General features: G+C 54.6%; 14 protein-coding genes. 4 read left to right on the top strand and 10 right to left on the bottom strand.

Annotated features, from left to right (window positions below; genetic code table 11):
* Positions 1–19: 19 nt before the first annotated feature.
* On the bottom strand, positions 20–1,417 hold the full coding sequence (locus M9H61_RS10165; protein ID WP_068516932.1) for a PLP-dependent aminotransferase family protein: 1,398 nt from the start codon (positions 1,415–1,417) through the stop codon (positions 20–22).
* 219 nt (positions 1,418–1,636) lie between these two features.
* Between M9H61_RS10165 and dctP the strand changes: the two genes are divergently transcribed.
* Together dctP and M9H61_RS10155 are read left to right on the top strand one after the other, a co-directional pair.
* Positions 1,637–2,656: a TRAP transporter substrate-binding protein DctP gene (dctP, locus tag M9H61_RS10160; protein ID WP_068516931.1), complete on the top strand. Its 1,020-nt coding sequence runs from the start codon at positions 1,637–1,639 to the stop codon at positions 2,654–2,656.
* Positions 2,657–2,976: 320 nt separating this feature from the next.
* Positions 2,977–3,402 carry a hypothetical protein gene (locus M9H61_RS10155; protein ID WP_250284911.1) on the top strand — a complete coding sequence of 142 codons (426 nt, stop codon included), beginning with the start codon at positions 2,977–2,979 and terminating at the stop codon, positions 3,400–3,402.
* Between the two features lie 135 nt (positions 3,403–3,537).
* Here M9H61_RS10155 and M9H61_RS10150 read toward each other — a convergent pair whose 3' ends face one another.
* The 7 genes from M9H61_RS10150 to M9H61_RS10120 form a co-directional block, all read right to left on the bottom strand.
* Complete coding sequence (locus tag M9H61_RS10150) at positions 3,538–4,938, bottom strand: aspartate aminotransferase family protein (protein ID WP_250284909.1); 1,401 nt, start codon at positions 4,936–4,938, stop codon at positions 3,538–3,540.
* 40 nt (positions 4,939–4,978) lie between these two features.
* On the bottom strand, positions 4,979–6,466 hold the full coding sequence (locus M9H61_RS10145; protein WP_250284907.1) for an NAD-dependent succinate-semialdehyde dehydrogenase: 1,488 nt from the start codon (positions 6,464–6,466) through the stop codon (positions 4,979–4,981).
* Positions 6,467–6,645: 179 nt separating this feature from the next.
* Positions 6,646–6,891 carry a hypothetical protein gene (locus tag M9H61_RS10140; RefSeq protein ID WP_250284906.1) on the bottom strand — a complete coding sequence of 82 codons (246 nt, stop codon included), beginning with the start codon at positions 6,889–6,891 and terminating at the stop codon, positions 6,646–6,648.
* Positions 6,892–6,921: 30 nt separating this feature from the next.
* Positions 6,922–10,158, bottom strand: a complete 3,237-nt coding sequence (locus tag M9H61_RS10135; RefSeq protein ID WP_250284904.1) for an ABC transporter transmembrane domain-containing protein — start codon at positions 10,156–10,158, stop codon at positions 6,922–6,924.
* Positions 10,159–10,246: 88 nt separating this feature from the next.
* A complete protein-coding gene (locus tag M9H61_RS10130; RefSeq protein WP_250284901.1) occupies positions 10,247–11,026 on the bottom strand; it encodes an MBL fold metallo-hydrolase in 780 nt (259 codons plus the stop codon).
* 117 nt (positions 11,027–11,143) lie between these two features.
* Positions 11,144–11,977 (bottom strand): ion transporter, encoded by an 834-nt coding sequence (locus M9H61_RS10125; RefSeq protein WP_068516924.1) that lies wholly within the window; start codon positions 11,975–11,977, stop codon positions 11,144–11,146.
* A 159-nt stretch (positions 11,978–12,136) separates the two neighbouring features.
* The gene (locus tag M9H61_RS10120) at positions 12,137–13,093 is read right to left on the bottom strand and encodes an acetyl-CoA carboxylase carboxyltransferase subunit alpha (RefSeq protein ID WP_068517011.1); all 957 of its coding nucleotides are present in this window, start codon (positions 13,091–13,093) and stop codon (positions 12,137–12,139) included.
* Positions 13,094–13,241: 148 nt separating this feature from the next.
* Here M9H61_RS10120 and M9H61_RS10115 point away from each other — a divergent pair, with 148 nt between their 5' ends.
* Positions 13,242–13,733: an N-acetyltransferase gene (locus M9H61_RS10115; protein ID WP_250284899.1), complete on the top strand. Its 492-nt coding sequence runs from the start codon at positions 13,242–13,244 to the stop codon at positions 13,731–13,733.
* Here the strand turns inward: M9H61_RS10115 and M9H61_RS10110 are convergent.
* Positions 13,730–14,098 carry a helix-turn-helix domain-containing protein gene (locus M9H61_RS10110; RefSeq protein WP_068516922.1) on the bottom strand — a complete coding sequence of 123 codons (369 nt, stop codon included), beginning with the start codon at positions 14,096–14,098 and terminating at the stop codon, positions 13,730–13,732. The two genes, M9H61_RS10115 and M9H61_RS10110, sit on opposite strands and share 4 nt — an antisense overlap.
* Before the next feature lie 178 nt (positions 14,099–14,276).
* On the opposite strand from M9H61_RS10110, the gene M9H61_RS10105 reads away from it, so the two are divergent.
* Positions 14,277–15,299, top strand: a complete 1,023-nt coding sequence (locus M9H61_RS10105) for a zinc-binding alcohol dehydrogenase family protein (RefSeq protein ID WP_250284897.1) — start codon at positions 14,277–14,279, stop codon at positions 15,297–15,299.
* Between the two features lie 87 nt (positions 15,300–15,386).
* On the opposite strand, the gene M9H61_RS10100 is transcribed toward M9H61_RS10105, so the two are convergent.
* Entirely contained in the window at positions 15,387–16,373 is a 987-nt protein-coding gene (locus M9H61_RS10100; protein ID WP_250284895.1) for a CoA ester lyase, read from the bottom strand.
* Between the last annotated feature and the right edge of the window lie 233 nt (positions 16,374–16,606).

The following is a 16,606-nucleotide window of genomic DNA, read 5'->3' as shown; positions in this document are numbered from 1 at the left end:
TTTTGTCATGGTACAAAAATCAATACATAACGTCGAAGGCATGAACGCCGGGCATCTGTTCCATGGTATGGCGGATTTGCATCAGCCCGTGATGCAATGTCGGGGTGTCGGGTGCCCCGCCAAGGCAGATGCGAATGGCATTGGGGCGGGGGACCTTTACGGTCATGAAGGGGTCGGAAATCGTAACCGCAATGCCGTTTTTACGCAGTTCGGAGGCAAACCATTCTTCCTGCCAATGGGCGGGAATACGGACCCAGGCGCTTAGGGATGTCGGGTGATGGCGCACGACCGCACTGCCCAGAATATCGGCGACAAGGGCCTGGCGTTCGCGCATCAGGGCGCGTTGCACGGTAACGGCCTGTTCGACCGTACCATCGACAATCCAGCGTGCGCCGATCTCTGCCATCATCGGAGTCCCCATCCAGCCGGTGACGCGCAACACGCTGCTGGCGCGAATCGACAAGTGCTGGGGAACTGTCAGGAAACCGGTGCGCAGGCCCGGCATGACAATCTTGGTCAGGCTTGAAACATGGAAGCCGAGCTTGGGCAAAAAGCTTGTGATCGGGGGCAGGTTTTGTTCAAGCAGCGGGCGATAGACGTCATCTTCAATGACATACACACCGTAATGTTCGGCGATTTCAGCGATCTTCTTGCGCCGTTCCAGCCCCATCAGACAGTTGGTCGGGTTGGTGAATATCGGGGTGACGACAAGGGCGCGGATCTGCCGGTTGCGGCATTCGCGTTCAAAGGCATCGGGCAGGATGCCTTCGTCATCGGTGGGCAGGGCGCCGAGTTTAAAGCGCAGGATACTCGCCGTTCCGATGACCCCATGGTCGGTCAGACTTTCGGTCAGAACCACGTCGTCGGGCTGAACAACGGTGGCAAGGGCCGTGAAAACCCCCTGTGCCGCGCCATTGGTGATCAAAAGATTGGGGATGGCAACATCAACACCATGTCCGGCAAGCCAGGTGCGGCCGATGTCACGGTGATATTCAAACCCGGCGACCGGACGGCAGCTTTCCATCCAACTGTGATGCGGTTCTTCGGACAGGCGGGTATTGATCTGACGCGACAGATCATTGTGAAAATCGGTATAGGCGGCACGCACGATTGACAGGTCGATCAGGTCGGGTTGCCGACTGTCGAGGATAAAGGTCGATGCCCGGTCGGTCAGGCGCGCCTGGACAAAGGTGCCGCGGCGGCGTTCGGATCTGAGATAGCCCTGACGTTCGACTTCCTTATAGGCCGCACTGACGGTTTGCACGCTGACTTTCAGGCGATAGGCCAGTTCGCGATGGGTTGGCATGCGAACGTCGTGGCGCAATCTGCCCGACTCGATATCGGTGATGATTGCTTCGACCAGTGCCTTGTATTTCGGACCTGTTTCGCCGCTGAGATTGATGTCTGGCAGCCACATTGTTCGATTTCCACCCTCGTTGTTTTGTCGAACCCTAACATGAGCTGCGGGTTAATGTGTAGACGTCAATGTTATTTTGTCATGAAACAAAACTAGCATTGACCTGATGCAGGAACATTTCAACACTTTGCGCGTTCATGACATTGATGTGCCAACCAAACGCCCCTGAATCCGGGTCAAAACTCGGTCGTTGCGCGTAACAATAAGGGAGACTTCGATATGAGTTTGAACAAACTCTTCAAGGCAACCCTGTCTGCTGCCGCCCTGTTCGCAGTAGCCGGGACCGCCGTCCATGCCGAAGAATGGAAATTCGCCCACGAGGAAAGCCCGGGTGATGTTCAGGATCTTTATGCCAAGGAATTCAAACGCCTTGTTGAAGAAAAGACCAATGGCGATGTGACGGTTACCATTTACACCTATGGTCAGCTCGGCACGGAAAACGACATTACCGAATTGACGGCGGCAGGTGCTGTTCAGTTCTCGAACGCGTCACCGGGTCACCTTGGTACCTTTGTTCCGGAAATCCAGGTCTTTGGTGTTCCGTATCTGTTGTCGCAGGACAACGATGTGAACAAAAAGGTCCTGTCGAGCAGCCCGACCATCTATGAAGGTCTTTCCAAGGATTTCGAGTCCAAGGGGCTTAAGCTTTATACCATGTACCCGGAAGGCGAAATGGTCTGGACCACCAAGAAAGAAGTCAAAAAACCGGCTGATTTCGATGGTGTGAAATTCCGTGTGATGACTTCGCCGATCCTGATCGAGACCTATAAATCGTTCGGTTCCGATCCGGTCGCACTGCCGTGGGGTGAAGTTTATTCGGGCCTTCAGACCAGCGTGATCGACGCACAGGTCAACCCTATCTTCTTCATCGAAAGTGCCAAGTTCTATGAAGTTACCGACTATCTGATTTATGCCGGTCAGCAGCAATACACCACCACGGTGGTCTCGAATGCCGACTTCTATGCAGGTCTGTCTGACGAGCGCAAGGCAATGCTGGCAGAGGTGAAATCCGAACTCGACGACTTCATCTATGAAGCCCAGAAAAAAGCCAACGACGCAGCACTTGATCGCATCAAGAAAGCCAAGCCGGACATCCAGGTGATCCGTCTTGACGATGCACAGCGCGCAGCGTTCAAAGACGCTTCCAAAGGCATTGGCGCAAGCCTGGTCGAGGAAGTCGGTGGCGACACCAAAGAAGTTCTGGACTCACTTCGCAAGGAATTCGGCACCGAGATGTAATAACGTCTCGCCGTCTTCAACGGTGATCTGACAAAACCCCGCAGCACTTTGCTGCGGGGTTTTTTGTATTTTGAGATTTAATACCAAAAGTTGTATTCTTTGATAGTTGATATCTTGGCGTGCATTTCAAACCTGTGCCGCAAATGACGTATGCATCGCGGATGCCCGGTCTGTTTTCGATGCGCGGGTGCTTGATCGATGTGTTGACGGGCGGGGCGGACGATGTTGCAAACCTCACAATAACGGGGGTCAGCCGTCTAATACGTGCCCATTCCGATAACCGGTCTGTGGTGTTGAAACTGACGTGAAAGGAACTGGCCGTGAATATATTCAACCTGCTTCAATGTGCCCGTGATGCTATTTTTCCGGTGCTGATGTTTGCGTTGATGGCGCTTGGAACATTTGTGACCTCGCCCAAGGCAGAGGTCCTCAACCCCAATGGTGTGCCCGTGTCGCCGGCTGAATGGTCGGAAAAGTCGCCTGATTCTGCGGCGGTGACTGTCCGTGATGCGCTTAGCAATTCCGCAAACAGCACTGTCGTTTCAGGGGTGACCAACAGCAATGCTGCGCCTTATCTGAACCTGTCAGGTTCTGACAGTGCCGGTTCGATCTGGTGGCCGGCGGAAAATGGCGGCAATGCCGAAATCAAACTTCAAATCATCAATGCATCCGGCAGTGTGACCGGCAGTTGCGCTGTGTCGTCAAAAAAAGGGGCGTCTGGCAAGTTTGAAACGGTTTGTCAGTAATCCGGATCCCCGGATCAGCGGTGCCGTGACCATCAATGACAAAAATTAAAACAGGGGCCGGTCATGGGCCCGGCCCCTGTTCGTGCACCGCGTCGGGAAGAAGGTTGGACGCGGCGGGGATTATGTTCCGCCGGATTATTTACCCGCGGCGACTTCGTCGGCAACGGCATCGACCGCCTGTTTGGCGATATCGACAACCTTGTCGATTTCCGCCTTGTTGATGCAAAGCGGCGGGGCAAAGCCAAGGATGTCACCGTGCGGCATTGCGCGTGCAATCATGCCGCGTTCAAGACAGGCGGCTGACACACGCGGGCCGATTTTTGCGTTCGGATCGAAACGTTCCTTTTTGGTTTTGTCGGCAACAAATTCCAGGGCCGCCATCAGGCCAACACCGCGGGCTTCGCCCACCAGCGGATGATCCTTGAAGGTTTCACGCAGCAGATGCTGGAAATAGCCACCGGTCTCGGCCGCATTGCCCGTCAGGTTTTCACCATCGACAATATCAAGGTTGGCATTGGCAGCAGCCGCACATACCGGATGGGCGGAATAGGTCCAGCCATGGCCGATCGGACCCATCTGATCGGATCCCTGTTCCAGGACCTTCCAGACGCGTTCACCGATAATCACACCCGAAAGCGGCAGATAGCCCGATGACACACCTTTGGCAATCGTGATCAGGTCGGGTTTCATGCCGTAATGCTGGGACCCGAAATAGGATCCGGTACGACCAAACGCGGTGACAACCTCGTCGGCAACCAGCAGAACGTCATATCTGTTCAGAACCGCCTGAATGGCATCCCAGTAGCCTTCTGGCGGGGTGATGATGCCGCCCGTACCCATGACCGGTTCGCCGATAAAGGCGGCCACGGTTTCCGGACCTTCGCGTAGGATCATTTTTTCAAGATCATCGGCACAACGTTTGGCAAATTCGGCCTCGGTTTCGCCGGCCTCGGCGTTCCAGTAATGGTGCGGGCAGGTGGTGTGCAAAACTGGTGCCCGCGGAAGGTCAAACGCATTGTGGAAGGCCGCAAGACCGGTCAGGCTGCCGGTCATGATCCCGGAACCATGATAGCCGCGCCAGCGCGAGATGATCTTTTTCTTCTGCGGCAGGCCACGGATATTGTTGTAGTACCAGATCAGCTTGATGTTGGTTTCGTTCGCATCCGACCCCGACATGCCGTAATAGACGCGCTGCATGCCTTCGGGGGCGCTTTTGACAATGCGGTCCGACAGACGAATGATCGGCTCGTTACTGTGCCCGACATAGGTGTGGTAGTAGGCCAGTTCCTTGGCCTGGGCGTAAATCGCATCGGCGACCTCGGTGCGGCCATAACCGATATTCACGCAATAAAGACCGGCAAAGGCATCAAGGGTTTCTTTGCCTTCGGTGTCATGGATATAGATGCCCTTGCCGCCATTGATGATGCGGTTCGGGGTTTCCCCGGCGGCGTGCTGGCGCATATGGGTGGATGGATGCATGAAATGCGCCCGATCCATCTCCTGCAAGTCGGCGGTGGTGTTTTTGATGACATTCATTTTGCTTCTCCCATGTGAATGCGGTGGTCGTTCTGGCGCATCAGGCCTTGTAGGCGGCGCAGACATATTTGAGTTCGGTGAATTCTTCGAGACCGTGACGCGATCCCTCGCGACCAAGGCCTGACTGTTTGATCCCGCCAAACGGAATGGGGGCGCCGGTGATCTTGACGCAGTTAAGCGCGACCATGCCGTATTCCAGGGCGTTGGAAACCCTTGCTGCACGGTCATGATCATTGGTCAGCAGATAGGCGGCCAGACCATATTCGCTGTCATTGGCCTGTTGGACGACATCATCTTCATGGTCAAAGGCCATGACCGGTGCGACCGGGCCAAATGTTTCTTCGCGATAGATTTGCATATCGCTTGTGACATCGGCCAGAAGTGTCGGGGCATAGAACAAGCCACCCATCTTTTTGCCGCCGGTCAGAACGCGCGCACCTTTGGCACGGGCATCCGCCACATGCTGTTCGCATTTGGCAATGGCGCGATCATGCATCAAAGGTCCGATCTCGACATGTTCCTCGATGCCGTTTCCAACCCGAAGGGCAGCAATCGCCTTGGCATATTTGTCGAGGAACGCTTCATAAATGCCGTGCTGGACAAAGATGCGGTTGGCTGCAAGGCAATCCTGTCCGCTGGTGGCGAATTTGGCATTGATTGCATGTGCAACTGCCTCGTCGACATCAACATCATCAAACACGATGAACGGGGCATGACCGCCAAGTTCCATCGACATTTTCTTGATGGTCTGTGCCCCTTGTGACAGCAACAAACGCCCAACTTCGGTCGAACCGGTAAAGGACAATGCCCGCACCAGCGGATTGCCGCACAGCTCACCCACCACCGGGTTGGGATCACCGGTAACGATATTGAACACACCCGCCGGGATACCGGCCCGTTCGGCCAGTTCGGCAAGGGCGGTGGCGGAAAACGGCGTTTCGGTTGCCGGGCGGACGATCATGGTGCAACCGGCTGCCAATGCGGCAGCGGCCTTGCGCGTGATCATTGCGCACGGGAAGTTCCATGGTGTGACTGCTGCGGTAACGCCGATCGGTTCGCGTTTGACGCTCATATTGCGGCCGGGAAGGTGGGACGTGATGTTTTCAACATTCACGCGTTTGGCTTCTTCGGCGTAAAATTCGACAAAGCTTGCCGCGTAATCGATTTCGCCACGCGCTTCGTTGATCGGCTTGCCCTGTTCAAGGGTCATCAGCAAAGCCAGATCTTCCTTGTTCTCGATCAGAAGATCATGCCAGCGGCGCAGTGCCGATGCACGTTCCTGGGGCAGCAACCCGGCCCATGCCGGAAAGGCCGCGCGGGCCGCGGCAATGGCCTTGCGGGTTTCAAAGATTCCCATATTCGGGACTGTGCCGATAAAACTTCCGTCGAACGGGTTGGTGACTTCGATAACCTGAAGATTATCGGCCGAGCACCAGCGTCCATCGATATAGGCGTGTTCGCGCAGCAGCCGCAAATCGGCAAGCTGGCTTAACGACACACAACGCTGTTCTTTTGACTGTGCCGTCATTTTGACCTCCTTGAGAACCAGCCGACACTTCCGGTCGAGCCTGTTTGTTGAACTGCAAGGAAGCTATCAGCAGTTTCTCAGAGGAGGTTTCCGAACTCGAACCCAAATGATGCGTTTTTTTTGGTCCGCCATGGTCAAATCCGGATGTTTTTTCTGCGCGGGCACAAAACGCCCGGTTTTCAGTCGTCAGGCGATGTCAGGTATTTCTGCATTTCGCGTTTCTGGCGGCGCTTTTCGATCACGGTACGGATGATAATCACCAAAAAGAACAGAACAACCACACTGCTCGACATCGGAAAGGCAAAGGGAATGCCAAGGATGAAAACCAGCGCCCCGACGATGCTGCCGCCCAGCAGGGCCATAAACCCGCCAAGCATGACAATGGCCATCACGGCAGCAAGCAATATGGAAACAACTTTGTTCATGATCGGCTATTTCAGCAATTCAGGGCACATTTAGTCGCTTGTCCGACTGCTGAGTTGTTTGGTGGTTTGATCCAGTCTGTCTGCAAGGACACGGATCAGCTGTACCGCGACGGCCTGGTCCTGTCGGACAAGGCCAAGGAATTCGGTTTTGTCGAGTTTGAGAACCGTCATGTCCTCGACAGCGCGGATGGTTGCCGAACGCGGTGCATCGACCAGAAGGGCGATTTCGCCGATGACTTCCTTGGGATGGACATCGCGCAGTTTCAGGGTTTGTTGTTCCTCGGTGGTCAGCCAGATTTCACCGCGACCGGAAATCACGATAAAGGCGGCATCGCCCGGGTCGCCCTGTTTGACAAGGACCTCGCCATGTTTGAAGGTCAGGCGCGGGCTGGTAAAGGCCAGCAGCTTGACGACACTGGGGTCAAGGCCGGCAAACAGCGGAATGGTGCGCAGCAGCCGGACTTCCTGTTCGATATTGCCATCGGCAAGAATGGCGGCATCGTCTTCGGTTTCGGTGGTGTCGCTGCTGTCATCGTCGGTATGGCTGCGGCGTTTGACCAGTTTGCCGTTCGACATATGCAGTAATGTATCGAACTTGTCATTGTCCTGATCATCGCCATCAACCCAGACCAGGCTGGTATTGTCGTTTTCCCCGGTCAGATAATTGATGACGCTTTCACGGGTTTCACGATCAAGTGCCGACAATCCTTCGTCGACAACCAGAAGATCGGGATTTTTGATCAGGGCGCGGACAAGGGCGATTTTCTGACGCAGGTTCTGTGACATGCGACTGCCACCGACACCGACCTGACTTTCAAGGCCGAGTGCAACCAGCCCTTCATACAGGCGGCCTTCATGGGCGATTTCGAACAGGACTTCGCCAACGCGTTCTTCTGAGTGCGCGCGGCCATAGGCAAAGCGACCAAACAGAAGGTTGTCAATGATCGGGGCAGCCGGGGCGTAACCGTCTGCTTCGAAGAAGTCGATATGTTGTGACAGTTCTTCTGGCAGGTTGGCGCGAATTTTCGGGCGCGCCTTGAGAATCAGGTCACGGAAATCATCATCAATCACCCGCAAACGATGGCGGGCCGGGGTCAGTTGCATGGCAACGTCAAGAAGACGAAGCTGGTCTTCTTCGCGCATGTCATCGACAGCAACGCCGTCTGTGCGTTTCAGGATGTTTTTGACATCGGCAATCTCATCGGCCGAGACAAAGCTGTAACGATCGAAAAATTCATGCCCGGGCGGCAATCCGGTAAACAGTTCGATCATCAGATCAAGTGTTTCACGACCCATCTTGACCATTTTGTCATAGAGGCCGTTTTCCCGCAGGCTTTCCTGAATGTAAGGATGAGAAAGGAATTCATAACGCTTGAAATCGGTACGCGATGGCGACCCGAACATCAGGTTCACGCCGACCGGCGCGTTATCATTGTATTTTTCGATGTCATAGGGTTCGACAAGATCGGACAATTGCCGTTCTTCAAGGATCGCCTTCAGGCGCGGGCGGACATCAAGGATGGCCTCGACAAGGTCAGGGCGTTCTTCGGCATTGATCCGGCGCGACAGGCCGATCCGGTAGATGTCCCGATCCAGACCCACAACTTCAAGCAGGCGCAAAAGTTCGCTGCGCAATTCATCAAGCGACTGATAGCCCGGCCCGATATAATCAATCCATTCGGCAGACGGATCATAGGGGATGTTGCCCGACATCCTGATTTCGTCATACATCTCGCGGGTCAGCTTCCAGGGCAGATCGGCCGGATCTGACAGTTCGATGGTCTCGACGAATTTCGGAAGCGGATATTTAGGATCGTCTGTTTGGTGCTTCGCGTCCTGTCTGGTGCGGGCAAGCGCGTTTTTAACGTCGGATTTTTCAGGGTCCGAATTATCGTTTTCCGCATCCTGATCAATGATGACCGGGCGGTGCTTCAATCCGTAAAACAGGTTATCGGCGATGCTGCCATTAAACAGATAGGCATCCGCCCCGACATAGGCCAGACGTTGGCCAATGACCGCGGGCGGCAACGCGGTTGCATCAAGATCATTGAACTGGATGCGTCCGCTGGTGGGATCAAGAATGCGCGCCAAAAGACGGGCAAGCTGGGACTTGCCGCTGTCGGAGGAGCCGGTCAGAAGGGCGTTGCCCGGAAGCGCCATGTTAAAGGAAACATTTTCAACAACGCGGGTGCCGTCTTCGTCGATCCATGAAAGGGCGCTGACATCAAGCGGGCCGGAAAGCGAAGGCGACAAAGGCGCACTAAGCTGATGTTCGGGTGCAAGATCAGGCAGTTCGAACTGTTCATGCAGCTGTTCATATTTGATATGGGCATCCGCCAGACGCTGGTAATAGGCCAGCAATTCTTTCCACGGTGCTGACATGTCCTTATAGGCGGCAAGGGCCGCGACCAGCGCCCCGAAGCTGAGATCACCGGTAATAACCAGATAACCGCCAATCGAATAGAAAAAGAACGGCGTGATCTGGGCAATGAAGTTATTGAGAAACTTGATAAAGAATTTGCGGTAATAGATTTCCTTGCGGATTTCAAAAATCCGGCCCAGACGCTGGGTGAAATGGGTAAGCTCAAACCCCTGGGTTTCATGGGCGCGAATATCGGTCGCACCACCAACGGTTTCGCCGATATGCTCGGACATGCGCCGCACGTTTTGCACGCGCTGTTTGCCAAGCAGGTTCACCCGGCGTTGCAGTTTGGGGATCAGATATCCCTGCAACGGATAAAATGCGACCGCCGCAAGGCCCATCAGCGGGTCCTGGATAAAGATAAAGGCCGAAATCGTGATCAGGATGCCGCCCTGATAAAGCGGAAGGGCGAATGCCTCGCCAAAGAAGCCGCCGAGCGGTTCGGCCTCGGCGGTGATCATTGAAACGATTTCACCCTGACTGGTTTTGCGAAAATGCGGCAGGGGAAAACGCAGGACACGGTCAAACAGCTCATAGCGCATCCGTCTGAGCATGCGTTCTGCCATCACGCCCTGATAGACGTTGATGAAATATTTGAACCCGCCATTCACAAACACAAGCGACAGGAAAATTGCCGACAGGGCAAACAGATATTCAATCTGGTTCAGCGGCACGCCAAGAATATCATAGGGCGCGCCGGCACCACCGATGGCTTCGTTGACGATTTGCTTTGGCAGGTCGAGCGAATAATACAGGAAGGGGAATGAAAGCAGCGTCACCACGGTCAGGATGATCTGCTGAAGGCGACTATGGCGCCAGATATAGGCAAAGACCGATTTGGGCATTCGCACGTCCCGTCTGTTGCATTGGAACTTTTTGTTCCTGTCGCTCGTTTTTATTGGGTGCAGTGCAGATTATGCGCAAGGATACCGATCAGCCAAGATCGAAACTTTGTCCTGGCTCGATAAAACCGCAAAATCCGTCTGCAATCGCATCGGGTCTGTCATAGGCCTGATAGTGATAAAGCCACATCTTGGCTTTTACCGCGTCGGGCAACGTGACCAGTTCTTTGTAATGGGCATGGACGCCGGAATGTCTGGGGCCAAGTTCACAATCCTGAAAAATGATATCTGCTTTTTGATACAGCGACATATGGTCGTCGGGATTGAAAATCGCATCTGTCGTCAGGAAAAAGGACTGCTTTTTTCCATGCCCGAACAGGGCATAGGAATACATGGTGGTTTCATTGGTCACGATATGCGGTGCGGGGATGACATCAAGATGCAGTCCCTGCCAGTCAAAGCCGTCCTTGATGCTGAGCGGGGCAACATCGAAATAGGATGACAGCTGGCTGTTGCCATGGTCGCTGGTTTCAAGGCCGCCCCGCAGGGAATGTTCCCACAATGGTTCCAGCAGTTCCTGAACCGCAAACAGCGTGGCGCGATGTCCGTCAAACACAAAATAGTTGGCAAGCGCCATCCATTCCAGACCACCAATATGGTCCGAATGCAGATGGCTGATATAGACCGCATCAAAGTCGTTGGGCATGTAGCCAAGATTGCGCAGCGAATGGCGCGCATCTGAACCACAGTCAATCAACAGGCGATGCGGTTGTGCGTTACCCGACGGGGTCGTTTCCAGAACCATGTTGCTCTGAAAATTGTCGGCTGCCATGCAAAAAGCTGAGCCCGTCCCCGCAAACGTAAGCTTCATTCCCCGTTCTCCCGATATTTTGTCGAAAGATTAGACGAGGTTCGGGGCGTTTAACCACCCCCTTTTATGAGCAAAGCTTGAATTTTTCTTGTCGACGGTGCTCTGACCACCTGTCTTTTAGGTGTCGGATGATCTGTTTTGATCGGAATTCGGGCCGGTGTTTGCCGCTGATTGGGCGGCGGAAAGTTTGCTCATTTCCTGACGTAACGCGCGGAGTTCCTGCATGATTTCCTGATGATCAAATTCGATCTCGTCGCGGGTTTTGTTTTCTTCGACATCGACATGGGTCGACATTGCATCAACCACAATTGCGATGAACAGGTTGAGCACCGCAAATGTCGTGACAAGGATGAAAGGAACGAAAAACAGCCATGCCAGCGGGTAAGACTCCATGACCGGACGGACGATCCCCATCGACCAGCTTTCGAGCGTCATGATCTGGAACAGCGAATAAAGCGACGCGCCGATTGTACCAAACCAGTCGGGGAAACCCTGACCGAACAGTTTGGTTGCCATGACCGCGGAAACATAGAAAACAAGCGACAGCAATGTCAGCACCGACACCATGCCCGGAATGGCACGCATCAGGGCTTCGACCACCTTGCGCATCGAGGGCACGGTCGAAATCAGGCGGAACGCACGCAGGATTCGCAATGCCCGCAATACTGAAATGCCCTGTCCGGCCGGAAGCAGTGTGATCGCGACAATGGTGAAGTCAAAGACGTTCCAGGCGCGCTTGAAAAAGGCCAGCCGATAAACGGCAAGTTTCATCAGCAGTTCGACGACAAAGATCGCAACAGCAATCTGGTCGAGAACATGCAAAACCGTTCCGGCCTTTGCCATGACCGTTTCAGAGGTTTCAAACCCCAGAATCACGGCATTCACAGCAATGACGATGGTGATGAAATTTTTAAAGCGACTGGATTCTACGATCCGGCGAAGAGCGTCCATTCAGGTCTAGGCTCCGTTCGATGAGTATGATGACACCGAAAAGGGGAGAAAATGGGCGCCTGTTCTTGCCGGGATGTAACCGACGGACACATTGCGCCGGAGATCAGCAAAACAGGGCGCGACACGTCAAACCATGAGTATCGCGCCCTGAATTTAAAATCAGTTCAGGCCTTTGCGGCCCATTTCAAGGAACTTGTCGCGACGGCGTGCCTTGAGAACACCACCTTCGACGTCATCCATGCTTTCAAGGGCCTTGATGATGGCATCACCGACACGTTTGCAGGCTTCCTTGGCGTTGCGCTGTGCGCCGCCAAGCGGCTCGGGCACGATATCGTCGATCACGCCAAGCTGATGAAGGTCCTGTGCGGTAAGACGAAGAGCCTCGGCAGCGGTTTTGGCTTCGTCGCCCGAACGCCACAGAATGGAGGCACAGCCTTCTGGCGAAATCACCGAATAGATCGAGTTTTCAAGCATCAGCACCGTGTTGGCAACCGCAAGCGCAATCGCACCACCAGAACCGCCTTCGCCGATGATGACCGATACCAGCGGAACCTTGATATCAAGGCAAGCTTCGATCGAACGCGCGATGGCTTCGGACTGGCCGCGTGCTTCGGCATCGGCACCCGGGAAGGCGCCGGCCGTATCAACCAGGGTCACAACCGGAATGTTGAAACGTTCAGCCATACGCATCAGACGGATGGCCTTGCGGTACCCTTCCGGACGGGCCGAACCGAAATTGTGTTTCACACGGGTTTCCGTATCACGGCCTTTTTCATGGCCGATCACCATTACGGTACGGCCCTGAAGACGACCAAAACCGCCGATGATTGCAGCGTCTTCGCCAAACTGGCGGTCGCCGGCGAGCGGGGTGAAATCGTCAAACAGGTTTGCGATATAGTCGGTAAAGTGCGGACGATCCGGGTGGCGGGCGACCTGCGTCTTCTGCCACGGAGTCAGCTTGCCATAGGTGCTTTGCAGCAACTTGGTCAGCTTGTCCTGCAGGCGCGCAACCTCGTCTGCGATGTTGACTTCGTCATTGCCCGTCAGGTGACGGAGCTCTTCGATCTTGCCTTCAAGTTCGGCGATCGGTTTTTCAAAATCGAGGAAGTTATGCATCAGGGCATCATATCCGACTGGGAAACAATGGGGCGGAACATAGTTGATCAACCCGCTACGTCAAGAGTTGACCGATAAGCTATCCATATTTTCCGTTTATGGCGTAAGGTTCGCACTTCATCCAGTGACATTTTGCACGCGGGTTGCCATGACGTCCAGTATCCAGATCACAGTCGCGCAAGTACCTGAAAAAGTTCCGTTTGATCGGCTTGTGGAAATTCTTCTGGCGGCATTCGCCTTTCAGGATGGCATCGTCGATCCGCCAAGCTCGGCAAAGTCGGTGAATGTGTCCGAGCTTCAGTGGCGATTTGCCCGCGATACCCTGATTCTGGCCCATGATCAAAACGGCACCGTGGTCGGACAGGTCTGGATCGAAGATATCGGCAAGGATGCGTATCTATATAAATTGTCGGTGGACCCCGTGATCAAGGGCGGGGGCATCGGCAGTGCGCTGGTCGAGGCGGCCTGTGCGTTCGCGGCAAAGAACGGCAAGGAGATGATGCGCCTGCATGTTCGTGTGGAACTGCGCGACAATATCGCGTTCTTTCGCGCCCGCGGATTTGACATTGCGGGCGAGGGCATTCACGACGGATATGATCGCCCGACATTCTGGAAAATGGCCAGGCGTCTTTTGGTCTAGGCGGTCTGTGTTTCCGGAAGTCCCTGTTTTGACACTGCATAATAGGGCACATGGGTTTCACCCCATGCCTTAAGGGCCAGGATAATGTCGCGAAGCGTTTCGCCCTTGGCCGTCAGGCTGTATTCGACCCGCGGAGGAACTTCGGCATAGACTTCGCGATGGACAAGACCGTCGGCCTCCAACTCGCGGAGTTGGCGGGTCAGCATGCGCTGGGTCACGCCGGGCATCATGCGGCGCAATTCGTTGAACCGTTTTGTTCCATCAAGCAGATGGAACATCACCACGCCTTTCCATTTGCCCCCAATGACATCAAGTGCGCCTTCGACCGGGCAACCGGGACTGCGATTGGGCGGACAGATGGTCATCGTGAAACTCCTTCATGGTCGAAATAACGCGAGCACTGTTGGCGAAAACCGCATAAATCCACAATAGTATACAAATTGTCACTATATGCAAAAATTGTGCGTACTTATCACTTTGGTCATTATGCGCTAACTCTTTGGCATTCACAAATCAAACCTTTGAAGAAAAGGACGACATACGATGAAAGCCATTGGCGTTTACAAATCCGCCCCGGTCGATACCGACGGGCTGTTCACCCGGATTGAAACCGAAGCACCGGTCGCGACCGGTCACGACATTCTTGTGCGGGTCAAGGGTGTTGCGGTTAACCCGGTTGATTTCAAAGTTCGCAAAGGCAAACAGGATGACGGCGCGTTCAGGGTTTTGGGTTGGGACGCGGCCGGTATTGTCGAAGCGGTCGGCGAAGATGTGACCCTGTTCCGTCCGGGCGATGAAGTCTGGTATGCGGGCGATGTCACCCGGTCCGGATCGAATGCCCAGTTGCAACTGGTGGACGAACGCATCGTCGCGCCCAAACCGAAATCACTTGATTTCGCAGCAGCGGCGGCCTTGCCATTGACCACCATCACCGCGTGGGAAGCGATGTTTGACCGTTTGCTGATTGATCGCGATGCGGTGGCAGCCAATGGCGCAAAAACCATCCTGATCATTGGCGGTGCAGGCGGTGTCGGCTCGATTGCGATCCAGTTGGCAAAACTTGCCGGTTTGAAAGTGATCACGACCGCATCGCGCCCCGAGACTGTTGCCTGGGTCAAGAAACTCGGCGCGGACAATGTCATCAATCATCGCAATCCGCTTGATGAAGAATTGGCTGCCCTTGGCATGTCGAATGTCGATTACATCTTCTGCACGTCGGAAACGGATCAGTATTTCGATGTGAAGGCATCCATGATCGCGCCACAGGGCCGGATCGTGACCATCACCGAAGCGACGCAAAATCATAATGTTGACCTTCTGAAAGCAAAGTCTGCCAGCTTCTCTTATGAATTCATGTTCACCCGCTCGATGTTCCAGACCGATGACATGATTGAACAGCATAAGTTGCTGGCAACTGTCGCACAGCTGGTCGATGACGGTGTGATTGCCAATACCGCAAATGAAAGCTTTGGCCCGCTGACACCGGAAAGCCTGCAAAAGGCCCATGCGCTTCTTGAAAGCGGAAAGGCGATTGGCAAGATCACCTTTGATGCGATCCCGGACTAGGAACGCCTGAAAAATCGCGTTTTACAACCAAAAGGGGCGCAGTGATCTGCGCCCCTTTTGCCGTTTTAACGTCGCCGGGCTTTTGGCTTAGTCCGCATCACGCGCGGCAATGGCTTCGGCCTGCTTGACCATGACTTCGGCCTGTTTGATCGATGCAATATCGATCAAGCGGCCATCAAGGGCGACAGCACCAGCACCTTCGGTCTGGGCTTTTGCCATGGCTTCGAGGATGCGTTTGGCTTTGGTCACTTCGGCCTCGGACGGTGAATAGACATCATTGGCAAGGCCGATCTGGCTTGGATGAATGGCCCATTTGCCTTCACAGCCCAGAACCATGGCGCGCGCCCCTTGGGCGCGATAGCCATCGGGATCGGAAAAGTCACCAAACGGCCCATCAATCGGGCGCAGACCATTGGCACGTGCGGCCACCACCATACGCGCAATGGCATAATGCCACATATCGCCCCAGTGATAGTCGCGCGGATTGTCGCCATCCTTGTCGGTTAGAACGCCATAATGCGGGTTCGGGCCACCAATGCCGGTCGTCATCGCCTTGGTCGAGGCCGCGTAATCGGCAACACCGAAATGCAGGCTTTCATTGCGCGGGGAGGCCGCGGCAATTTCGTGAATGTTCTGCATGCCAAGGGCGGTTTCAATGATCAGTTCAAACCCGATCCGCTTTTTGCGGCCTTTGGCCGTTTCGATCTGGGTTGTCAGCATATCAAGGGCATAGACGTCGGACGCGGTCCCGACCTTGGGGATCATGATCAGGTCAAGCCGGTCGCCGGCCTGTTCAAGGACATCAACAACATCACGATACATATAATGTGTATCAAGACCGTTGATCCGGACCGACAGAACCTTGTCACCCCAGTCAATGTCGTTGATTGCCGCGATAATGTTTTTGCGGGCCTGTTCCTTGTCGCTGGGCGCTACCGCGTCTTCCAGATCAAGGAAAATGGCATCGGCTTTGGATTTGGCGGCCTTTTCAAACAGCTCGATCCGGCTGCCGGGGACGGCAAGTTCCGATCTGTTCAGGCGTGCTGGCGCCGGGGTCGGTGTGGTGAAGCTCATGATAACGTCTCTCCAGAACCTGTCATTTCAAGTGGACTTCACGGGCAAGCAATCCCGTGAATGTCGCTGGCGTGTTTTGCGTCCCGTTTTCGGGATCGTACCGTGGCCGCCGTGACAGTTATGTGGTCCGCGATCATTGTGCGTCGCGGTAGTCCTGATCTCAATTTATGGTGCATATGCGAAGGCTGGCAAGCTTAAAAAGCGTGCGTTCCATTGTGCTTTCGACGCAGACG

Source organism: Thalassospira sp. GO-4 (assembly GCF_023588965.1).
In the GTDB taxonomy this organism is placed as follows: Bacteria; Pseudomonadota; Alphaproteobacteria; order Rhodospirillales; family Thalassospiraceae; genus Thalassospira; species Thalassospira povalilytica.
Note: the sequence above shows the minus strand (reverse complement) of the source record. Positions and strands in the feature narration are given on the sequence as shown.